The 21,321-nt window shown below is 56.7% G+C and carries 18 protein-coding genes; 5 read left to right on the plus strand and 13 right to left on the minus strand.

Annotation, left to right across the window (positions count from 1 at the left end; genetic code table 11):
- The first annotated feature begins 98 nt into the window (after positions 1-98).
- From ACR0AM_RS05495 to ACR0AM_RS05510, 4 genes are all read left to right on the plus strand, one after another.
- Positions 99-1,190 (plus strand): extracellular solute-binding protein, encoded by a 1,092-nt coding sequence (locus ACR0AM_RS05495; protein ID WP_480622340.1) that lies wholly within the window; start codon positions 99-101, stop codon positions 1,188-1,190.
- Positions 1,191-1,260: 70 nt separating this feature from the next.
- A complete protein-coding gene (locus ACR0AM_RS05500) occupies positions 1,261-2,535 on the plus strand; it encodes an ABC transporter permease (protein WP_480622341.1) in 1,275 nt (424 codons plus the stop codon).
- A 5-nt stretch (positions 2,536-2,540) separates the two neighbouring features.
- The gene (locus ACR0AM_RS05505; RefSeq protein WP_480622342.1) at positions 2,541-3,752 is read left to right on the plus strand and encodes an ABC transporter permease; all 1,212 of its coding nucleotides are present in this window, start codon (positions 2,541-2,543) and stop codon (positions 3,750-3,752) included.
- Positions 3,753-3,914: 162 nt separating this feature from the next.
- Positions 3,915-5,135 (plus strand): aminopeptidase P family protein, encoded by a 1,221-nt coding sequence (locus ACR0AM_RS05510; RefSeq protein ID WP_480622343.1) that lies wholly within the window; start codon positions 3,915-3,917, stop codon positions 5,133-5,135.
- A gap of 30 nt (positions 5,136-5,165) precedes the next feature.
- Here the strand turns inward: ACR0AM_RS05510 and speB are convergent, their stop codons facing one another.
- The 12 genes from speB to ACR0AM_RS05570 form a co-directional block, all read right to left on the minus strand.
- On the minus strand, positions 5,166-6,143 hold the full coding sequence (speB, locus tag ACR0AM_RS05515) for an agmatinase (RefSeq protein ID WP_480622344.1): 978 nt from the start codon (positions 6,141-6,143) through the stop codon (positions 5,166-5,168).
- Between the two features lie 289 nt (positions 6,144-6,432).
- Positions 6,433-7,722 (minus strand): flavin-dependent oxidoreductase, encoded by a 1,290-nt coding sequence (locus ACR0AM_RS05520; RefSeq protein ID WP_480622345.1) that lies wholly within the window; start codon positions 7,720-7,722, stop codon positions 6,433-6,435.
- A gap of 69 nt (positions 7,723-7,791) precedes the next feature.
- The gene (locus ACR0AM_RS05525) at positions 7,792-9,321 is read right to left on the minus strand and encodes an acyl-CoA dehydrogenase family protein (protein ID WP_480622346.1); all 1,530 of its coding nucleotides are present in this window, start codon (positions 9,319-9,321) and stop codon (positions 7,792-7,794) included.
- 118 nt (positions 9,322-9,439) lie between these two features.
- On the minus strand, positions 9,440-10,315 hold the full coding sequence (locus tag ACR0AM_RS05530; protein ID WP_480622347.1) for an amidohydrolase family protein: 876 nt from the start codon (positions 10,313-10,315) through the stop codon (positions 9,440-9,442).
- A 15-nt stretch (positions 10,316-10,330) separates the two neighbouring features.
- The gene (locus ACR0AM_RS05535; RefSeq protein ID WP_480622348.1) at positions 10,331-12,148 is read right to left on the minus strand and encodes a feruloyl-CoA synthase; all 1,818 of its coding nucleotides are present in this window, start codon (positions 12,146-12,148) and stop codon (positions 10,331-10,333) included.
- Between the two features lie 2 nt (positions 12,149-12,150).
- Positions 12,151-12,633: a MarR family winged helix-turn-helix transcriptional regulator gene (locus ACR0AM_RS05540; RefSeq protein ID WP_480622349.1), complete on the minus strand. Its 483-nt coding sequence runs from the start codon at positions 12,631-12,633 to the stop codon at positions 12,151-12,153.
- Between the two features lie 4 nt (positions 12,634-12,637).
- The gene (locus ACR0AM_RS05545) at positions 12,638-13,405 is read right to left on the minus strand and encodes a crotonase/enoyl-CoA hydratase family protein (RefSeq protein ID WP_480476330.1); all 768 of its coding nucleotides are present in this window, start codon (positions 13,403-13,405) and stop codon (positions 12,638-12,640) included.
- A 10-nt stretch (positions 13,406-13,415) separates the two neighbouring features.
- Positions 13,416-14,180 carry an SDR family NAD(P)-dependent oxidoreductase gene (locus tag ACR0AM_RS05550; RefSeq protein WP_480622350.1) on the minus strand — a complete coding sequence of 255 codons (765 nt, stop codon included), beginning with the start codon at positions 14,178-14,180 and terminating at the stop codon, positions 13,416-13,418.
- A 91-nt stretch (positions 14,181-14,271) separates the two neighbouring features.
- Positions 14,272-15,585 carry a TRAP transporter large permease gene (locus tag ACR0AM_RS05555; RefSeq protein WP_480622351.1) on the minus strand — a complete coding sequence of 438 codons (1,314 nt, stop codon included), beginning with the start codon at positions 15,583-15,585 and terminating at the stop codon, positions 14,272-14,274.
- Entirely contained in the window at positions 15,582-16,166 is a 585-nt protein-coding gene (locus ACR0AM_RS05560) for a TRAP transporter small permease (protein WP_480622352.1), read from the minus strand. The genes ACR0AM_RS05555 and ACR0AM_RS05560 overlap by 4 nt, the downstream gene beginning before the upstream one ends.
- A gap of 58 nt (positions 16,167-16,224) precedes the next feature.
- On the minus strand, positions 16,225-17,265 hold the full coding sequence (locus ACR0AM_RS05565; RefSeq protein ID WP_480476338.1) for a TRAP transporter substrate-binding protein: 1,041 nt from the start codon (positions 17,263-17,265) through the stop codon (positions 16,225-16,227).
- A 337-nt stretch (positions 17,266-17,602) separates the two neighbouring features.
- Complete coding sequence (locus ACR0AM_RS05570; protein WP_480604063.1) at positions 17,603-18,046, minus strand: MarR family winged helix-turn-helix transcriptional regulator; 444 nt, start codon at positions 18,044-18,046, stop codon at positions 17,603-17,605.
- A 136-nt stretch (positions 18,047-18,182) separates the two neighbouring features.
- Here ACR0AM_RS05570 and ACR0AM_RS05575 point away from each other — a divergent pair, with 136 nt between their 5' ends.
- A complete protein-coding gene (locus tag ACR0AM_RS05575; RefSeq protein ID WP_480622353.1) occupies positions 18,183-20,129 on the plus strand; it encodes an FAD-dependent monooxygenase in 1,947 nt (648 codons plus the stop codon).
- Positions 20,130-20,293: 164 nt separating this feature from the next.
- On the opposite strand, the gene ACR0AM_RS05580 is transcribed toward ACR0AM_RS05575, so the two are convergent.
- On the minus strand, positions 20,294-21,304 hold the full coding sequence (locus ACR0AM_RS05580; RefSeq protein ID WP_480622354.1) for an Ldh family oxidoreductase: 1,011 nt from the start codon (positions 21,302-21,304) through the stop codon (positions 20,294-20,296).
- Between the last annotated feature and the right edge of the window lie 17 nt (positions 21,305-21,321).

Raw genomic sequence — 21,321 nt, forward strand, 5'->3', positions numbered from 1 at the left:
ACCGCGCGGGACAAGCGCGGTTAAGCTGAGGGACCGGCCGGTGAAAACCCGTGCATCGGCTGACCACCACATAAAACGGGATGAACTGGGAGTAACACATGAAACCAACCAAGATCATGCTCACTGCGGCTGCAATTGCGACGGTTGCGGGCACTGTTTCAGCCGAGGAGATGACCATCGTTTCCTGGGGCGGTGCCTATTCAAAGTCGCAGTTGAAGGCGTATCACGAGCCCTATTCGGAAAAGACCGGCATCACGATTCTGAACGATGACAGCTCGAACGAGGCCGTCGCCAAACTGCGCGCGATGAATGAGGCGGGCAACATCACATGGGATGTAGTGGATGTTGTGGCCGCTGACGCAATCCGGCTTTGCGACGAAGGTCTGGCGCTTGAAATCGATTTTGACAGCCAATTGGCTCCGGCTCCGGATGGCACGCCGGCTTCTGAAGATTTCGGGGAACTATTAGTCAGCGATTGCTTTATTCCGCAGATCGTCTATTCGACCACATTCGGCTACCGCACCGATCTGGTAGGTGACACCCCACCAACCGACATCTGTGCAGTGTTCGACCTGGAGGCATATCCGGGCAAGCGTTCGCTGGAAAAACGCCCCATCAACAATATGGAATGGGCGCTGCTGTGTGACGGCGTCGCGAAGGATGATGTCTATGACGTTCTGGCGACTTCGGAAGGTCAGGATCAGGCTTTGGCCAAGCTGGACACCATCAAAGACAGCGTTGTCTGGTGGTCCGCCGGTGCGGACACGCCTCAGTTGCTGGCTGACGGCGAAGTTGTCATGGGTTCGACCTATAACGGTCGTCTGTTCAGTGTGATCGAAGAGCAGAAACAGCCGGTTGCAATGCTGTGGGACGCGCAGGTGTTCGATCTGGACGGTTGGATCATCCCTGCCGGACTGAGCGATGAGCGCAAGCAGCGCGCTTTGGACTATATCATGTTCGCAACCGACACTCAGCGTCTGGCGGATCAGGCCAAGTACATCTCGTACGGTCCGGCCCGCGCTTCGTCAGCTCCACTTGTGGGTCAGCACGCCGATCTGGGTATCGATATGGCACCGCATATGCCGACCGATCCGGAAAACGCCAAGAACACGTTCCTGTATAACTACGAATTCTGGGCGGATTACCGCGACGATATCGACGCCAAGTTCCAGGCATGGCTGGCGCAGTAAGCGATTGATTTCATGACACAGTCGGGGGCGGTGCGCCGCCCCTGAACCAAGACATACCCGAGGGGCTCGAATGACTGACGCAAGCCAAAACGCCGGACCCATGCTGGCAGCGGACGGAACGCCGCTCAAACTATCGCTGGCACGCTCGCTGCGGCGGCAAAAGCTGCGCGCCCTTCTTCTGATCGCCCCTTTGCTTTTGTTCGTGCTGTTTTCCTTTATTGTGCCGATCGCGGCGATGCTTTTCCGATCGGTCGAGAACAGCATCGTTTCGGAAACACTGCCTCTAACTGTCGAGGCGCTTCAAAATTGGGACGAGCAGTCTGGCGAATTGCCGGGCGAAGATGTGTATAACGCATTTGTCCGGGATATGATTGTTGCGATTGACAACAAAGAGCACACACGGCTTGGTTCGCGTTTGAACTACGAAGAAACCGGTATGTCTTCGATGTTCCGCAAGTCAGGTCGTCAGATCAAGAAACTGGATCCTGAAACGGATGGTCCGTTCAAAGAGCAACTAATTGATATTCACGACGGATGGGGCGATCCACAAACGTGGCGCGTGATCAAAATCCATTCGCCGAAGATCACCAACGGGTATTTTCTGAATGCAGTGGATATGCGCAGAACCCCTGACGGCGCGCAATCTCAGCCTGAAGACAAGCAGATCCTGATCAAGTTGTTTGGCCGGACCCTGTTCATGTCACTGGTTATTACCGGCGCCTGTATTCTTCTGGCGTATCCGGTCAGCTACCTGCTGGCCACCCTGCCGATGCGGGTGTCGAACCTGTTGATGATCCTTGTGCTCTTGCCGTTCTGGACGTCGCTGCTGGTCCGAACATCAGCCTGGAAAGTCATGCTGCAACAGCAAGGCGTAATCAACGAAACGCTGGTCTGGCTGGGGTTAGTAGCCGACGATGCACGGCTGGTGATCATCAACAACCAGATCGGTACGATCACAGCGATGACGCATATCCTGCTGCCATTCATGATCCTACCCATGTATTCAGTGATGCAGACCATTCCGGAAACTTATACACGCGCTGCGAAATCCATGGGGGCGACGAACTGGACGACCTTCTGGCGCATTTATTTCCCGCAATCCATTCCGGGCATCGGCGCTGGTTCCATCCTCGTGTTCATTCTGGCGATTGGCTACTACATCACGCCTGAAATTGTGGGTGGTACCAAAGGTGTCTTTATCTCAAACCGGATCGCCTATCACATCTCGTCTTCACTGAACTGGGGACTGGCGGCGGCGCTGGGAACGATACTGCTGGCGGTCGTTCTGCTGCTCTACTGGGTCTACGACAAGATCGTGGGCATTGATAACGTGAAGTTGGGATAATCAAGATGGCCGCACTTACTCCGATATCCCGCAAACCTCTGTCCATGGTTCTGCCCAGCGTCGCACTGGCCGGGGCATTCGCTGGTATCTTTGTCGGCGCCGGAAACGGCTCGGTTCTGCTGGGGGTCCTGGGCGGCGCCATCGTGATCGCCGGACTGGCATGGATTTACATCAACATTCTGAAGAACGAGCAGTTGGCCCGCTGGATCAATATTCCCGGCTTTGGCATCGTAGGCTTCCTGTTGTCAGGTCTTATGGGAGGCGTTCTTGGCCTGCTGGGCGGCTGGTTCTTTATTTGGTTTACCTACTGGCTGTACGAAGGGCGATACCGGCGCAAGCTGCTGCCATACCTGACCGCGCAGCAAGTTTTTTACCACTACCTGTTTCGGGTGATCTGCGGTGCGATCTTCGTCTTCCTGATTACACCGATCCTTGTGGTCTTGCCGCTGTCGTTCAACGCACAAGACTTTTTCACCTTCACGCCCGAGATGTTGCGGCTTGACCCTGAAGGGTATTCGCTGAAGCACTACCGCGATTTCTTTACCAACAATGAATGGCAACGCAGCTTCAAGAACTCGCTGATCATTGCCCCGATTGCCACAGTCATCTCGGTTTCGCTTGGTACTCTGGCGGCCATTGGCCTCAGCCAGAGCCACGTCCCCGGTCGCCGTGCTATCATGGGAATCCTGATTTCGCCGATGATCGTTCCGCTGATCATCTCGGCCACCGGCATGTTCTTCTTCTACAGCGATATCGGTCGGTTCCTTGAAGGGACGTTGGGCATGAACAAGAACTTTGTGGGCTATCTGAAAGTCATCCTGGCGCACGCCGTTCTGGGTATCCCATTCGTGATCATCACTGTGACCGCCACGCTTGTGAGCTTTGATCGCTCACTAACGCGTGCTGCTGCGAATATGGGGGCAGGGCCGGTACGTACCTTCTTCAAGATCCAGATGCCACTGATTCTGCCGGGAGTGATCTCGGGTGGTCTGTTCGCCTTCATCACCTCGTTCGACGAAGTTGTGGTGGTTCTGTTTGTGGGCTCAGCCAGTCAGAAGACTTTGCCGTGGCAGATGTTCACCGGCCTGCGGGAACAGATCAGCCCGACCATTCTGGCGGTTGCGACAATCCTTGTGGTTCTGTCGATTGCGCTGCTGACCACGGTTGAATTGCTGCGGCGTCGTTCGGAACGCCTGCGGGGGCTTTCCCCCGCTTGACGGATCGTATCGTCTGATCTAACGATTTCCCTGTTCACCCTCGCTGCGATGGCGTCGCGGCACGTAAGGGGGTGATCGGCTCTCGGACCCCGAGACCGCCTGTCCTGAACGCCGGGACATGTGGCCGGGATTTGTCGCCCGGCAAAGTTGAGAGACCAAGTGATGACCGACACAACAAAACGCCCCGAATTCTTTACCTGCCACAATGGTGACAAAGCGCCTTTGCCGTTCAGCAAGGGTGAATATGATCGCCGTCTCAGCAAGCTTCGCAGCATCATGGCCGCACGTGATATCCCTGCGGTTCTGCTGACATCAATGCAAAATATCGCCTACTACTCGGGCTTTCTGTATTGTTCCTTTGGCCGTCCGTATGGCTGCGTGGTCACTCAAGAGGCCTGCACCACCGTTTCGGCCAACATCGACGCCGGGCAACCGTGGCGTCGGTCGGTCGAAGACAACGTGATTTATACTGACTGGAAGCGCGACAATTATTGGCGTGCGGTTGCAAGCCTGATCGGCAACGCCAAGCGCATCGGCATTGAAGGCGACCACATGACGCTGGCCGCCCGCGACACTGCCCTGCGGATGCTGGGTACCCCCGAGCTGGTTGATATCGCGCCGGATACAATGACCGCCCGCATGGTCAAATCCGCCGAAGAGATTGAATTGATCAAGGGTGGGGCACGCACCGCGGATGTTGGCGGGGCGGCAATCCATGCGGCCATCCGTGAAGGCGCAACTGAGATCGAGATTGCCATGGCGGGCCGTGACGCAATGGAAGAGGAAATCGCGCGCGCCTATCCAGATGCCGAATATCGCGACACCTGGGTTTGGTTCCAGTCCGGGCTGAACACCGATGGCGCGCATAACCCGGTGACAAAACGCGCCCTGCAAAAAGGCGATATCCTGTCGCTGAACACTTTCCCGATGATCTCAGGCTATTACACTGCGCTGGAACGTACCCTGTTTCTGGGCGAGCCGGACGCCGACAGCCTGCGCCTGTGGAAGGCCAATGTGGCGGCCCATGAACTGGGTCTGAGCCTGATCAAACCCGGTGCGACCTGTTCAGGCATCACTGCCGAGATCAACCGTTTCTTTGCCGATGAGGGGCTGCTGCAATACCGCTCGTTCGGGTATGGCCATTCTTTCGGCATCCTCAGCCATTATTACGGGCGCGAGGCCGGTCTGGAATTGCGAGAGGATATCGACACCGTGTTGGAACCTGGCATGGTCGTTTCAATCGAGCCCATGCTGTGGATCCCCGAAGGGCAACCCGGTGCAGGGGGCTACCGCGAGCATGATATTCTGGTGGTTGGCGAACATGGGGCCGAGAACATCACCGGCTTCCCATATGGGCCTGGCCACAACATCATCGGTGCCTGATACAAAGAAGGGGGAGCAAACGCTCCCCCTTCATCTCTCGCGACCGGCGCGTTCGTGAAAGATAAAACCCAGGAAATTCAACAATAGCTGCGCGGCCAGTATCTGCGTGCTTTCGCTGGGGTCATAGGCCGGTGCCACTTCGACAAGGTCGATGCCTACGACATTGCCGCGCTTCGCGAGGCCCTGAAGGATTTCCAGAACGTCATAATACAAAAACCCCCCATGGCTGGGTGTCCCGGTCCCTGCTGCGATGGAAGGGCAAAAGGCGTCAATATCTATTGTCACATAGTACCGAGCACCTTCGGGAATTCGCTCAAGAACAGCCTCGGTTCCCAGCTTTCTCACCTGACGCACGGACAAGATGTCTGACCCACGTGCGCGCGCGTCCTCGTATCCTTCCTTGGCGGTTGACGAGACGTTTCGAATACCCAACTGGGTCATCCCCGAGACATAGTCTTTTTCGATCGCCCGTCGCATGGGGTTGCCGTGGCCATTGGTGACACCGTGACGCTCGTCCACGAAATCCAGATGCGCATCGATTTGAACCACGTGGATCGGGCCATTTTGCGCACAATCATCTTCAAACGCGGAAATGCAGGGAATGTTGATAGAGTGATCGCCGCCGATCACAAGCGGCAGCGCCCCGGCAGTCAGGATTTTGCGGACACCATAGGCGATGTTTTCGTGGCTGGCCTCGGTCTTTGTGTGGACGATATCCGCATCCCCCAAATCCACAATACGTACTGAACTGTCCAGATAGGTTGCGTCGTCTTCGTGGTCATAGGCACCGGCATGTCCAAAACTGAACAGGGTCGAAGCTTCACGCACGGCCCGAGGGCCGAACCTTGCCCCGGCCCGCCATTGCGTGCCGAAATCAAATGGCGCACCAAGGACGCAAACATCCGCATCAATATTGTCCCAATCCTCGACATACGGAGATTTTCCAAAGGTCGATATTCCAACGAAAGGTAGGTTCAGTCGACCTGACGCATATCCATGATCCTGCATTATCAATCCTTTCGCTGGTCATGCCGCTTGCGAGCAATTGAACATGAGAAGGCGGTGCAATGAAATCAATTTCCTTCTATCAAAACATGTCTGGCGTTCAGACAGGTCTGATCCGGTGCGTTCTTTCCGATTAGCTGTTGGTCGTTTCGCCACAAACGAAATTTCGGTGGGACACGCTGGTATGCCGCGAAATCATTCACGGCAGCGCATGATTTTGCGGGCGATACACAGGACCGGCGAAACGCTGTTGAAATGGGCGCAGGTGCTCAATCCACTGATAGCTTTTCCATCACGCCTGCCAAGCCAGCTGCGAGCCGGGCGCAATCGTTGGCTGTGCGCTGTTCAGGGCGTCGCGCGCAAAACCTGCGGCAGCTTTGTATTTGGCCATGAAACTGGCCCTTTCAGCCAAGGGAATGACTGTTTCAATATCGTCGAACACACCGCCACAGCGGTCGTTGACCAAATTCAACAGGCCAAAAGGCCCGGCACCCCGATTGCGAAGGACAAGGTCTGACACCGGACCGCACAGCGTGTCATCATAGGCCGCCAGCGCGGTTGGGCCCACGCCATGCTTGAGCAGACTGGCCCCCAATATGCGGGCGTCCATAATTGCTTGGCTGGCACCATTCGATCCGGTAGGGTACATCGGGTGTGCGGCGTCTCCGATCAGGGCAACCGGCCCGTCAACCCACGTTTCAACCGGATCGCGGTCGATCATCGGGTTTTCATATGTCACATCCGCACCGCGTATCAGAGTTGGAACATCCAGCCAGTCATAGGTCCATCCGTCAAAATGGTGCGCGAAATCCTTGGCCTCGACCTGCCGGAACCACCCGGTTGCCGCATGCGCGTCCGGGTCATCGTAGGTGACTTCGGCAATCCAGTTTATCAGCGCCATGCCGGTTCCGAGATCGGGGTGTGAGATCGGGTAGATCACCATTCGTTTCTTATGCGTACCCAGTCCGACAAAGGAAGAACCCGTGCGCACGGGCTTTGCCAAAGTTGTGCCGCGCCACATGACGGCGCCTCCCCAATGGATCGGAGGTTGGCTTGGATGCATCTGGTTTCGGATGGCTGAATGGATACCGTCGGCGCCGATTAGAATGGCACCGGTTTCGCGGACGTCCCCCTGGTCAGTTTGCAACCGCACTGTAACCGTCTCATCCGCATTGGTCTGGTATCCCGTGGCCCGAGCACCAAGGCGTACGGCATCCGGGCCTGCGCGTTCGACAAACAGCTGGTAAAGCGCCATGTGAAACGCGCCGCGATGCACCGCGTATTGCGGCCAGTTGTAACCAGCGAATGTTCCGCGCGGTTCCGAGTAAATCTCGTGCCCATTCAAACCAACAAGCGCCCATTCCTGCGCAGGGACGCCGAACTTATTCAGATCCTGAGCCGTGAAACCCAGATCGTACAACTCGCGCACGGCGTTGGGTTGCAGGTTTATTCCGACACCCATCGGGCGCGGGTGCCGAACGCTTTCAAAGACAGTGCAGTCGATGCCAATCTGATGCAGTGTCAGTGCCAGCGACAACCCGGCAATACCACCGCCCGCGATCAGCACTTTTGGATCTGTCATGTTGCGTTCCTTTCAGTCCGATTGGTGGCGGGTATCGGTTGTCGATAATCTGCGCGCTTGGATCCAGCCTCAACCGCAAATGCGTTTGATCCGTTCCGAGGATGGATGAAGGCTTGCGGCGTTGCGCAGCCGCGCCCTCAGGCAGATCAGAGCGGTATCAATCGTCGTTTGCATGAACCCATGCGCCATCGCCGCGCTGTCACCCTGTTTCAGCTTTCTTCGAGCGGATTGCCAATTGTCCAGTACGTCCGAGATCGCATCGCATGTCCAATGCTCGGCTTCATGCGCAACAAATTCGGCAAAGGCGTCGCCCGCAGGCTCTGCGGCAAGACGTGTTGCCAGCATACGCGCATGTATGCCGTTGGCCCCTTCATAGATCGAGGTAATTCGGGCATCGCGATAGGTCTGCTCCAGCCGGTATTCGCGCAAATAGCCATAGCCGCCCAGTACCTGCATACCCAATTCGGCGGCCTTGATACCGGCTTCGGTGCAATAGACCTTAGCAACCGGGGTCAGAAAATCGACCAAGTCAGGCGATGTACCCCGTTCCATGGTGACAAATGCAAGATGTGCAAGACTGCGGCTGCTGATTGCCAGCCAGTCGATTTGATCCAGCATACGGCGGATATAGGCATGTTGATCCAGTGTTGCCGGTCGACCGTCGGCATTGCGTCCCTGCACCCTTTCACTGGCATAAGTACTGGCAATGTCATAGGCCCGCGCGGTGTGCGCGACGCCCTGTAGGGCGACATCAAGCCGGGCGTGGTTCATCATGGTGAACATGGCCAGCAGGCCTTCACCCTCGGCCCCGATCAGTTCAGCTTTGGCACCATCAAATGCCAGCTGGCACGTGGGTGAGGCATGCAGGCCCATCTTTTCCTCGATGCGCGTTACGGTAACGTGGTTACGGCTGCCGTCAGTGCAGGTGCTGGTGCATAGAAACAGCGATAAACCTCTGACGCCTTCATCGGACGTGCGTGCAAGCACAAGATGCAGGATGTGATCGCTCATGTCCTGGTCACCGCCAGAGATAAAGATTTTTTCTCCCGTGATCTTCCGGCCATCTTCAGCATATTCCGCCCGGCAGCGCACGCGAGAAAGGTCAGACCCGGCCCCGGGTTCGGTCAGGCACATGGTGGCCAGAGTTTCACCCGAGGCCAGAGAGGGAATGTACCGGGACTGCTGATCTTTCGTGCCAAAGCGCAACAAGGTACGCACCGCGCCCGGAACCAACCCAGTATCCATCTGAAGGCTGTGGTTTGCGCCCGAAAACACCTCAGACGTTATGGCCAGTATCAGGGCACCAAGCCCTTGACCGCCATATTCTCCAGGCACGGTGAGCGAGGGCCAGCCCTGTTCCGAATACGTTGCATAAACTTGGGCAAAGCCGGCAGGCATGTATACGCGACCGTTTTCCTGCGAGCATCCCTGCCTGTCTCCCGGCTCGTCCAGCGGGGCAATTTCACCTTGTGCGAAGGCGGCAAAATGTTCGCCGATCTCACCAGCAAGGTCAGCGTCCCAATCTGGAAGATCGGTGGCCCGGACTACGTGGTTCAACGTGAATAAGATGTCCGCAAGTGGGGCTTCGAATGGCTTCATGATCATGTCACCCGATAGCTGGTGACTTCGACGACCACGACGCGGCCCGGTTCTGGCGGTTCGGCACAGTCGAAGTTCAAAGTGACTGGGTAGGGCAGTGATGGGGCAGGGGGCAGCATCACGGGGTCAGTTCCAGCAGGCGCGCGGCATTGCCTTTGATGATGTCCGGGCGCAGTTCGTCCTTGATGTTGATCTTCTCGAAATCCGACAGCCAGCGTTCTGGAGTGATCATTGGCCAGTCGGACCCAAACAGGACCTTTTTCTTGAGGATCGAGTTGCAGTATTTCACCAGAATCTCGGGGAAGTACTTTGGTGACCAACCGGACAGGTCGATATAGACGTTGGGCTTGTGCTGCGCCACGGACAGCGCCTCTTCCTGCCAGGGAAATGACGGATGCGCGAGGATGATCTTCATATCCGGAAAATCGACGGCGACGTCATCCATGAACATCGGGTTCGAGTATTTAAGCCGCATTCCGTTACCACCCCGCATGCCCGAACCGACACCGGTCTGACCAGTGTGAAACAGGGCGATGCAGCCTTCCTCGGCGATTGCTTCGTAAAGGTCATAAGCCATGCGGTCATTGGGGTAGAACCCCTGCATCGTCGGATGAAACTTGAACCCTTTGATACCAAATTCGCGGATCAGGCGGCGCGCCTCTCGTGCGCCCATCTTGCCCTTGTGCGGATCAATTGACGCAAACGGGATCAGCACGTCGTCATTTTCCGCCGCCAATGCGGCAACTTCTTCGTTCTTGTAGCGCCGATAGCCGGTTTCCCGCTCGGCATCGACCGGGAAGATCACCGCGGCTATGTTTTGCTCGCGATAGTGCTGTGCAGTTTCGGGAACCGTAGGCGGATGGCTCCACGGCGCGCCAAAGTAGTTGGCCATGGTTGCCTGCAGGTCGTCATAGCCGTCATCCGAGTGGCACCCGCAGGGTTCTTCAGCGTGGGTGTGAATGTCGATTGCGCGAACCTTGGAGATATCGACCATCTGTTCGTTCCTTTCTCAGATCTTTATGATTGCCGGATCGGCGTCGTCATAAAGACGCTCAAGTAAATTTTGCCGGCGTGTCAGTATCTTGCGAAAATTGAGGTTCCCCTTGGCGGTCATTTCGCCCTCGGGCATCGAGGCAGGCTCGCTAAGTAGAATGGCGCGCCCGACCCGTGTGGAACTGCCCGATAGCTCGCTGGCGCGCTCTGCCAGGCGGCGGTGGATTTCGCTATGCAGCAGTTTGCAGCAGTAGGCGCCACTGTCGTCGTTCAGGTCAAATCCTTCCCGCTTCAGCTCGGCGACATCGGGAAAGACCATGACGCCGATCTCATTTCTGTCGGCACCTGTAATGACCAGATCTGAGGTAAGAGGCGCAAGACAGGTCAACAAGTCCATCCTCAATTGCGCGGCCCGCACCCATGTTCCGGTCAACAATTTGAAGTCCTCGGATATCCGGCCGTCGAATTTCATACCTTTGTTTACGTCCTTCGGGTCGATGAACCGCATGGCGTCGCCGGTAATGAAAAACCCTTCTTCATCGAAAACGCTGACTGTCTTCTCCGGTTCGTTGAAGTACCCGGGCATCACGTTTGGCCCTTTGATGCGCATTTCGCATCTCATGTCTTCATCCGGTATCAGCTTGAGTGTCACGCCGTTCATCGGAACGCCAACAACCCCGGAACGGTCAATGGGCTCGGACTGCATCATTGTGGCGGGCGCTGTCTCGGTCAGTCCCCAGGACGAGGTCATCAGCGGTATCTCACCTTTGACATCCAGCGCCATCTGTTCAAATCCAGACCAGATGTCCTGTGGCAGTGAAGCGCCCGCATAAAAGATCAGATCAAGTTCTTCGAAAAACCGCCGACGCAAATCGCCATCCCGCTGCAACGCGCCCAGCAGCATGCTGTAACCTACGGGGACATTGAAGCTGAGCGTGCCGGTGACCATGGACAGGTTTTCCAGCGTCCTCTCAAACAGACCGGCTACCGGTTTGCCGTCGTCGATGTAGAAGCTTCCGCCGTTGGCGAGCATCATGTTGAAGTTATGAGACCCGCCAAAGACGTGGTTCCATGGCAGCCAATCGACCACACGGGGCGGACGCGTGCGCAGAAATGGCAACCCGTCGGCCAGCATGGTCTGGTTCACGCACATCATGCGTTGGGTCGTGATGACCCCCTTCGGGGCCGAGGTTGAACCGCTGGTCATTAGGATCTTGGCGACGGAATCGGGGCCAACCAGTTCATAGGCTGCCTCCAGATCGACACTGACATCCCCTTTGAGAAGTTCGTCGAACGCTGTGACCTGACTGTTCCTGCCTTGTCGGCTGGCTACGATTTCGACCCCTTGAAGCGCATCCAGTTCCAGCGCCTCTCGGTATTGATCCGCATCGACGACATAGGCCATCTTCGGGCGCACCAGTTCGATGGCATGGCGCAGGCGGCCATGTGCACCGTGGATCAAGGCGTATTGTTCGGCCACAGGCGCCGTTGGTACGCCAATGTACTGAGCAGCCAGGCTCAGCAGACCATGATCCAAGCCGTTGCCGCTCATGATCAGGATCGGTGTGTCAGGCCCCATCCCACGCGCCAATAGCGAGCTTGCGATTGCCCGCACCTTTTCAAGCGTGGTCGCATAGCTTTCCTTGCGCCATCCTGCGCCGCTGCGTTCAGCAATGAACGTGCGGTCAGGCGCGTCCGAGGCCCAGGCGTGCAGCCAGACACCGGTTTTGTCGACGACAGGACCAAGAGTGTGGTTCGATTTCAGCAGGATGGAACCGTCGGCCCGATCTTCGCGCGAAACAGAATGCACCAGGTATTCCGATGTGCGTTGCATGATCAGCCCCTTTTCCTCGCTTTTTCGATCGTCCTGAGGGCATCGAAAACGGTGGTGATGGTTGCGTCATCCAAACCGGCCAGCAGCTTGCCTTCGTGGGCGGTAACCGCGGCGACGGCCTTTTCATATAATTGCCTGCCCGCCAGTGTCGTCCTTAGCGCATAGGCGCGCCGGTCGGTCGGTACCCGGTCGCGGACGATCAGTTCCCTGCACTCCAGTTCATCAATGATGACGACAAGGTTCGGGCGCTCGATATCCATTGCGTCAGCCAGTTGGGACTGCCGCAATCCGGGGTTATCGACGATGAGAACCAGTGCCGTATAAGTCAGCATTCGCAGACCAAAGGGACGCAGAGTTGTTGTCAGGTCTTCCTGCACCACATTGAAGGCCCGTTTCATGCGATAACCGACAAACCCCCGCAGCGTGGCATCGCTGATCGTGTTAGGCGCGCCGTCTTCTGGCGTGTGTTCATGTTTCTTTTTCATGTGTTCACCTGAAGTTCGGGGCGCGCTTTTCAAGAAAGGCCCGCAGTCCTTCCTGCGCATCCGGTGTTGTTTGCGACAGGGCCGCGGCCAGCGATTCAGTAAACAGTCCGTCGTTTTGCGACATTTCATTGATCCGCGCGACCGCCTGAATCATCAGATAGTTTGACAGTGGCGCGTTTCGGGAAATCTTACCTGCCAGCTTTTGGGCCAGCGCCAAAGCCTCGCCTTCACCCACGCTATAATGTGCAAGCCCCAGCGATACCCCTTCATCGGCACCATATTTGCGGCCGGTCAACATCATCTCGGTCATCCGATCGGCCCCCAGCAGGCGACCGACCCGCGCGGTCGCACCGCCACCGACAAATATTCCGCGCCGGCCTTCGGGAAGCTGAAAGATCGTCGAAGGTTCAGCGATGCGAACATGTGTTGCCGCTGCAAGCTCCAGCCCGCCGCCGATCACGGCGCCAAACATGGCCGAGACAACCGCAAGCCCACCCAACTGGATCTTGTCCATGACACTGTGCCAGTGGCGGGAATGGTGCAGGTTTTCCTCGGCCGTACGATGAACATGCTCGGACAGGTCCAATCCGGAACAATAGTGCCCTTCAGTTCCGGTCAGGATCACCACGCGCACGTTCTTGGGTGGAGCTGAAAAGAAATCATCCAGCGCGCCTAACAGTTCCTCGCACATCGCGTTTCGCTTGTCAGGGCGGTTCATGGTCAGGGTCGCGATGGATCCGTTGACCTCAATGTTCAGGATTTGGCTGTCCATGGGGAACTCCTTACCGGGGCGGCAGACGAACGGCGCCATCAAGTCGAATAGTGGTGCCATTCAAAAACGGGTTTTCAACGATCTGTTCGGCGAGCATTGCGAACTCACGCGCTTCGCCAAGGCGGGCCGGGAAGGGAATGCTCGCAGTGATCTTGGCACTGACCTCTTCCGGCAAGCCTTCCATCATTGGCGTGTGGAACAGGCCAGGTGCGATGGCCATCACGCGAATACCCGACTGCGCGAGCTCCCGTGCGGCAGGCAGGCACATCGAGGCGATTGCCCCTTTGGATGCGGCATAAGCGGCTTGACCCAATTGACCGTCCTGCCACGCAACCGACGCCGTGTTGATGATCACACCGCGTTCACCGTCAGCCAACGGGTCGAGACCGGCCATGTGTCTCGCCGCGTGGCTCATGACGTTGTAGGTGCCAAAAAGGTTCACGCGCAGAGTTTTCTCGAACACGTCGAATGACAGCTTGCCTTCGCGCCCGACGATCCTGGCCGCCATGCCGACGCCCGCACAACTGACAGCGATTCTGGGTGCCGACCCGAAATGGGCTATTGCCGTCTCAAACGCGGCACTGACGGCGGCCTCGTCACTGACATCGGCTTGCAGGGCAAGACCACCAATTTCGTCAGCAACTGCCTTCGCACCTTCAGCATTGAAATCCAAAACGGCAACCTTTGCTCCGCTGGCGGCGAAATGCCTAGCCGTTGCAGCACCCAGCCCGCTTCCGCCGCCGGTGACCAGGGCGACACATCCACTTAACTGCATCGTACCCTCTCCATTTTAATATGTTCAATCATTGTTGTGTCTCATATCTATTTTCGGATGTGCCCGCCCCGAACCGCTGAAGGTGTTTAAGTTAGGGGATCAGGAACAGGGTAATGGCCGGAAACAGCACCAGGATAATGACCCGAATGATGTCAGAGGTGACGAACCACATCACTGCCTTGTAAGTTTGGGTCATCGGGGTTGAACGATCCATGGCGTTGATAATGAACAGGTTCATCCCGACCGGAGGGGTGATCAGCCCGACCTCGACAACGATCAGAACCAGAATACCGAACCAGATGGCCACATGCTCGGGGCTCATGCCGAAATCCAGTGCGCTGATGACCGGAAAGAAGATCGGGATAGTCAGCAGGATCATTGACAGGCTGTCCATCAGACATCCAAAGATCAGGTAGAACACCAGGATCAGGCACAACACCATCCACGGGCTGAGCCCAAGTCCAACGACCCAGCCAGACAGTTCCTGCGGTACCTGAGTGAGCGCTAGGAAACTGTTATACAGCCCTGCGCCCAACACGATGAAGAAGATCATCGCCGTGCTTGAGGCCGTTGCAATGATGCTTTCGACGAAGACCTGCCAGTTCAGATTGCCCGAGATCAGAGCAATCAGCCCGGTTCCCGCCGCCCCCACGGCTGCGCCTTCGGTTGGGGTGAACCAGCCAAGATAGATGCCACCGACAACAAGGGCAAAAACCAGCAGGACAGGCCAGACATCCAGCAGTGCCCGAACGCGTTCAGGATATGGGATCGCTTCGCGGGTGCCCGCGGCGTCAGGATACATGCGCACATAGATCGAAATCGTGATGATATAGCCGAGCGCTGCCAGAATGCCGGGGACAAAGGCCGCGAGAAACAGCTTAGCGATATTCTGTTCCGTCAGGATCGCATAGATCACAAGGATCACCGAAGGCGGGATCAGAATGCCCAATGTGCCGCCAGCAGCAAGCGTTGCGGTTGAAAACCCGCCGGAATAGCCGTAGCGGCGCAGTTCGGGCAGCGCGACACGGCTCATCGTTGCGGCAGTGGCAAGGGAGGACCCGCAGATTGCGCCAAATCCGGCACAAGCGCCGACTGCCGCCATGGCGACGCCCCCTTTGCGGTGGCCCAGCCAGCTTTCAGCAGCTTTGAACAAGGCTGAAGACATGCCCGACAATGTCGCGAACTGCCCCATCAGCAGGAACATCGGAATGATCGTCAGCGAATAGCTGGAAAAGGTTGAGTAGGTTTCGGTTTTGAGCTTGGCCATGAACATGCTGGTGCCACCCATGGCAAAATACAGCCCGCCAATCCCGCACAGCAACATGGCAAGGCCAATCGGTGCGCGCAGAAAGATCATGATCAGAAGTACGGGAAAGGACACGTAGCCCAGTTCGAGCATGGTCAATGTGCGGCCTCCCCGCGGTAGGGCAGGATATGACGCCCGGTGACAAGCTCGATGACCTGCGCGACGGCGCAATAGACAGCAACAAGTGATGCGACAAGGGCGGCAACAAAGCTTAGCCCATAGGCCCACCAAACCGGAAATTGCAGCAGAAAGGTCGTTTCACCATAGTCCAGCTTGTTTTGCATGCCGACAAACAAGCGCCACGTGATCAAAAGAATGACAAGCGACAGGACGATTTCCCAGAATGTGATGATCACTTTGTTCGCCTTTGCCGGAAGCGTGTTGGTGAATACGTCGACTGTGGCGTGAGAGCCATAGAGCTGGCAGATCGGCAGGAACGAGAATATGGCGAATGCAATGCCGGCTTCGACCAATTCAAAATCGCCACTCACCGGCCCGACGCCCGATGCAATCAGCGCATTTGCCGCTGCTTCCGACAGTGACGTCATGACGTCCGAGTGGCCCAGCGTATTCAGGCCGCGCCCCAGCACGCTGACACAGGTCAGCAGGACCAGCGCAGTCAGAACCACACCGCCGAGAACGGCCATGAAGCGCGCGATGCGCTCTACCAGTTTCCGCATGATCAACTCCAAAGGGATTGCTCTCCCGGCGTGAAATAGCGCCGGAAGAGCGATCGGATCAGTTGCCCGAGTATTGCGAAATCAGTTCGAGCGCGCGGGCGCGCAAACCGGTTCCGTCCAGACCTTTTTCATCCATCTCGGCGATCCAGGCGTCAGTGGTCGGCTGTGATGCTGCCTTCCATTCCGCAACCTGTTCCGGGCTCAGCGTGATGATGTTGTTGCCGCGTTCCATCGCCTGCTTGTGAGGCCCGTCATCATCGGCCTGCATCTGCTTGCCTGCGAAGGCCGAGAATTCAGCACCCGAGTTGGCGTCGATGACGGCCTTCAGATCATCCGGCAGTGCATCCCAGCGGTCCTTGTTCATCGCGAAGATGAAAGTGGTGGTGTATAGCGTGTCGTCGCCAAAGGTCGTGTGGTTTCCGACCAGCTCGTTGACCTTCAGGGCGCCGGTCACTTCCCAGGGAATCACGGTGGCGTCGATCACGCCTTTGGACAGCGCTTCAGGCACCGCAGGAACAGGCATGCCAACCGGGGTTGCTCCAAGCGAGCTGAAAAGGCCGTTGGTTACGCGTGTCGGTGCGCGCAGCTTTACGCCGTTCAGATCCTCGATGCTTTCGATCGGTTCCTTTGAATGGATCAAACCGGGGCCGTGCACCCAGAGACCGAGTACTTTGAACTGCTTGAAGTCATCGTCCATCATGGTTTCTTCGGCCAGATCCCAATAGGCGCGTGAGACGGCTTCGGCATTGGTCATGGTGAACGGCAGTTCGAACACCTCGGTTCGGGGAAAGCGTCCTGGTGTATATCCGGACACAGTCCAGACAATGTCTGCCACACCATCAATGGCCTGGTCGATCAGTTCGGGGGGTTTGCCCCCAAGCTGCATGGACGGAAACCTTTGAATTTCGATCCGGCCATCCGAATCCGCTTCGACCTTGTCGGCCCAGACATCCAGAACGTTCTTGGGTACGTTGGCTTGTGCCGGCAGGAATTGGTGCATCCGCAGTGTCACTTCGGCCGCGATGGCAGTGGTTGACATGGCACCGAAAGCAATCGCCGCCACTGCAGATTTGAGTATGGTTCTGCGCAAGTTGGTCATGGTCTCCTCCCTAGATGACCTATGAGTATCATCCCCTGTTCATGATTGCTCATATTAGTTATGTTTTATAACGAGTTATATCCACTTTTTCAGTGTTTGGTTTCAGGTCCTTTTCGGAAAACAGAATGTTCACACATGTGAACCTTTTCGTCGAAACGCTACGCATCAGACAGGTCATGCGCGGACGCAATTTATCCTCTCAGGATTACATTGCCCTCGGTTGGCTCAAAGGTAAATTGAGATTTCTTAGATTTAAGTTTCTGGTTTCGGAAACTAAAGCTCAAAAATGGTGGATTTGCTTTCCTTGTTTCAATTGAGCCAGCGTCCGCTTTGTAATTCAAGGCCGTGTGTTATCGTCGGTGACAGCATCAACTGCCTTGCCTGCGAGCTTCAGGAACGTTTCGCGTTCATTCGGAGTTAGCCCTCCGAGGATCTCGTTTTGCAGGTCAATTACGACTGGCATAGCCGCCGCAAGGATGTCTTTTCCTTTTTCGGATAAGGTGACCTCTCGCGCGCGTCTGTCACGTTGACTGACCGAGCGTTTGACGTAGTTTTTCTGCTCCAGCCGGTCGATGACCCCGCCGATTGTTGCGCGGTCATAGGCGATTTTCGCCGCGACTGTGGCCTGATCAATGCCGGGTTCGGCGCGAATTGTTTCAAGTGCTGCGAACTGAACGGATGTAAGGTCAATCCCGGCCTCCTGCATCCGGACCGAAAACACGTGGGTTGAAATCTGATTGAGCCTGCGGATGAGGTGGCCCGCCATTCCGTAAATACTCACGCAAAACCTCCGAAATCACTTTACGCCGTCACTTATTCCAGAATTACCGCGGCAATTAGTGAGTGTACATATCTTTGTTGACAGGAAATAGTAAGTACAGTTATTAAATTTATGTGAACCTGCGGAGGAGGGGACAATGCAATATTACGATGATGGATTTCGTCCGGGTGACCCGGATATCAAACCGGCTGCGTTCGGTCGCCCCGGTCGCCCCGATCACCACAACCACCCCGCATCCATCCCCGAAAAGGTTGATGTTTTGATCGCGGGTTGTGGACCGGCCGGGCTTTGCCTCGCGGCGCAGCTGGCCGGGTTCGCCGAAATTTCGACAATGATCGTGGATCAAAAGCCGGGTCCAATGGAGAAAGGCCAGGCGGATGGCGTCAACGTCCGCTCGATGGAGATGTTTCAGGCGCTCGGTTTCGCTGAGAAAGTGAAGCGCGAAGCGTATTGGGTCAACCAAACGGCATTCTGGACGCCCGATCCCGCAAGCCCAGGCCACATCCGCCGGGTGGGCACGTTGCAGGACGTTGCCGACGATCAATCCGAGATGCCACATACCTTGATGAATCAGGCCCGGATTCATGAGCTGTTTCTGGATGTGATGAGAAACGCTCCAACGCGGCTGCAACCCCATTACGGGCTTCGTGTCAGCGATTTGACGATTGATACCGGTTCCACGGATCACCCCGTAACGGCAGAGCTTGAACGTCTGGGCGATGATGGCGGCGTTGTTGAACGGCTTACAATACGTGCCAACTATGTCGTAGGCTGTGACGGTGCACGCAGCAATGTGCGCAAGGCTATAGGGGGTAAGCTGCAAGGCGATGCCGCACATCAGGCGTGGGGCGTGATGGACATTCTGGCGAATTCCGATTTTCCCGATTTGCGGCGGAAATGCCTTGTTCAATCGGCATCGGAAGGAAACGTTCTGATCCTTCCGCGCGAGGGCGGATACCTGTTCCGAATGTATGTCGAGCTTGACAAACTGAACCCGGATGAGCGGATCGCCAACCGCAATCTGACGGCTGACCATATCATCGCTGCCGCGAACCGGATCATGCGTCCTTATTCCATCGACGTAAAAGAAGTCGTTTGGTGGTCGGTCTACGAGATTGGCCACAGGCTGACCGACAAGTTCGACGATGTTCCTAAGCATGAAGTTGCTACACGCACCCCGCGCGTTTTCACGGCGGGCGACGCCTGCCACACGCATAGCCCCAAGGCGGGTCAGGGGATGAACGTGTCGATGGGCGATACTTTTAACCTGGGCTGGAAACTGGTGCATGTGCTGACAGGAAGGTCAAAGCCTGATCTTCTTCACAGCTACTCGGCCGAGCGTTTGCAAGAGGCCAAAAGACTGGTCGAAACCGACCATAAATGGGCCCGGATCATGAGTGCGCCTCCGGGCGAGTCAGAGCTTGACGGCACCGATATGCCCCGAATTCAAAAACAGTTTATCGAAAATCTGGAGTTCACCGGCGGGCTTTCGGTTCACTATGGGCCTTCGGACTTGGTCGCCGAACCGGTTCACCAGCATCTGGCGCGTGGGCTGGTTATAGGCAAGCGATTTCATTCAGCACCAGTTGTCCGGCTTGCAGATGCCATGCCCATGCAACTGGGGCATGTGGCCGAAGCGGATGCGCGCTGGAGGCTCTATGCCTTCGCAGGACAGGGAGACGCAGGTACGCAAGGCGGATCGATCCATCAGCTTTGCGAGGTTTTGCAAAGCGATCCGAACTCTCCTCTGCGACGGTTTGTGCGCCCTGACGAAGACATCGACGGTTTGTTAGACCTACGGGCCATCTTCCCGCAGGATATCATATCGCTGAATTATGAGGATATGCCGTCTCTTTTGAAACCCGAGAAGGGCAGGTATGGCCTGCGCGACTTCGAGAAGGTTTTTTGCGTTGATCACAAGAGGCGTGAAGACATCTACGAAATGCGCGGAATTGACCGGAGAAAGGGTTGTATGGTCGTCGTCAGGCCGGACCAATATGTGGCGCATATCCTGCCATTAGAGTGTCACGCTGACTTGTTTGACTTCTTCTCCAGGCTATTTGTTGCGGGCGGCGGTAGATAAGTGCGACGCCTTAGACCGCAATGGACCGCCGTTACGAGGGGAGAATGGACTGTCGCATCCGTGCTTGGTTCGGCAAGATTACCGCCTGTGCAAAGCTGCATTGACGCTTGAAGCCGCCCGTGTCGTAGGATGGCCCTCTAGCCAGAAAGCTGAGCGCGGGTATTTCAGGACGCGTTTAACGCGGCCAGAACCTCGGTGCTGACCTCAACACCGTCAGCCTCGGCTGCCGCCCGTTTGGCCAGACGCCCATCACCCGGAACACGGGCGTCCCCATTACCGACAATTTCTGAGCAAATGCGCGCGATATATTGATTGAAGGCCTCGTTGCCGAACCGCGTCGGATCAATCGCAATCAGTGTTGCACCGCCTTTGATGTTAAGGGCTCCGAACGCCTCACGTTCTTGATTGTTCACGGAAAGGGTTCCACCAGCCAGGGCGGCACCCAACACTTCAACCATGAAAGCGATTGCGGCGCCCTTGTGCTCGCCAAAAGGTAACAGGCTGCGGGTTTCCAGGATAGCGTTCGGGTCCGTACTGGGTGCGCCGTCAGGGTCCAGACCGGCAGGGTGGGGCAGGTCGTGCCCCTCGGCTGCGGCCATGCGGATATCCATCAAAGCAACCATTGAAGACGCCTGATCCCAGACTATCGGCGCACCGCCCTCGCGCGGACAGGCAAAAGACATCGGGTTGGTGCCAAATACCGGGCGCACCCCGCCTTGCGGCACCACCATGGACAATGAGTTGATCACGGCGAAAGCCACCAGACCAGCTTCGGCAAGCGGTTCGGTGTCAAACCTTAACGCGCCCAGATGGTGGCAATTTGCGCAGGTGAAAGCGGCAATGCCGTTTTCCCGCGTCATTTCGATCAACATGTCGCGGGCTTCGGCTGCCGCGACCTGATAATACCCGTTATCGGCGTCACAGCGCAGAACGCCCGGGGCAGCCTTTTCGATCTTTGGCTTCGCATTGCCGTTTGCATAGCCCGAGGTGAAGCTTTGGACATAGACCGGCAGCATACGCAATCCGTGGCTGCGCGGGCCGTCCCGCTCGGACCGGGTAACAATGTCGGCCAGAATATCGCTGCCCTGTGCATTGACTCCGGCAGAAACAAGTACGGATTTCGCCAGCGCCCGAACCTCGGCAAGAGAAAGCGTTTTGGTCGATTGTTCGGTCATCTTTTCAAATCCAGTCT

The sequence above is a fragment of the Ruegeria sp. AD9 genome (assembly GCF_056542305.1).

Excerpts from the sequence above, each read along its gene's own strand:
- ACR0AM_RS05495 (WP_480622340.1), top strand. The coding sequence starts at position 99 with ATGAAACCAACCAAGATCATGCTCACTGCGGCTGCAATTGCGACGGTT.
- ACR0AM_RS05500 (WP_480622341.1), top strand. The coding sequence starts at position 1,261 with ATGACTGACGCAAGCCAAAACGCCGGACCCATGCTGGCAGCGGACGGA.
- ACR0AM_RS05505 (WP_480622342.1), top strand. The coding sequence starts at position 2,541 with ATGGCCGCACTTACTCCGATATCCCGCAAACCTCTGTCCATGGTTCTG.
- ACR0AM_RS05510 (WP_480622343.1), top strand. The coding sequence starts at position 3,915 with ATGACCGACACAACAAAACGCCCCGAATTCTTTACCTGCCACAATGGT.
- speB (WP_480622344.1), bottom strand. The coding sequence starts at position 6,143 with ATGCAGGATCATGGATATGCGTCAGGTCGACTGAACCTACCTTTCGTT.
- ACR0AM_RS05520 (WP_480622345.1), bottom strand. The coding sequence starts at position 7,722 with ATGACAGATCCAAAAGTGCTGATCGCGGGCGGTGGTATTGCCGGGTTG.
- ACR0AM_RS05525 (WP_480622346.1), bottom strand. The coding sequence starts at position 9,321 with ATGAAGCCATTCGAAGCCCCACTTGCGGACATCTTATTCACGTTGAAC.
- ACR0AM_RS05530 (WP_480622347.1), bottom strand. The coding sequence starts at position 10,315 with ATGGTCGATATCTCCAAGGTTCGCGCAATCGACATTCACACCCACGCT.
- ACR0AM_RS05535 (WP_480622348.1), bottom strand. The coding sequence starts at position 12,148 with ATGCAACGCACATCGGAATACCTGGTGCATTCTGTTTCGCGCGAAGAT.
- ACR0AM_RS05540 (WP_480622349.1), bottom strand. The coding sequence starts at position 12,633 with ATGAAAAAGAAACATGAACACACGCCAGAAGACGGCGCGCCTAACACG.
- ACR0AM_RS05545 (WP_480476330.1), bottom strand. The coding sequence starts at position 13,405 with ATGGACAGCCAAATCCTGAACATTGAGGTCAACGGATCCATCGCGACC.
- ACR0AM_RS05550 (WP_480622350.1), bottom strand. The coding sequence starts at position 14,180 with ATGCAGTTAAGTGGATGTGTCGCCCTGGTCACCGGCGGCGGAAGCGGG.
- ACR0AM_RS05560 (WP_480622352.1), bottom strand. The coding sequence starts at position 16,166 with ATGCGGAAACTGGTAGAGCGCATCGCGCGCTTCATGGCCGTTCTCGGC.
- ACR0AM_RS05565 (WP_480476338.1), bottom strand. The coding sequence starts at position 17,265 with ATGACCAACTTGCGCAGAACCATACTCAAATCTGCAGTGGCGGCGATT.
- ACR0AM_RS05575 (WP_480622353.1), top strand. The coding sequence starts at position 18,183 with ATGCAATATTACGATGATGGATTTCGTCCGGGTGACCCGGATATCAAA.
- ACR0AM_RS05580 (WP_480622354.1), bottom strand. The coding sequence starts at position 21,304 with ATGACCGAACAATCGACCAAAACGCTTTCTCTTGCCGAGGTTCGGGCG.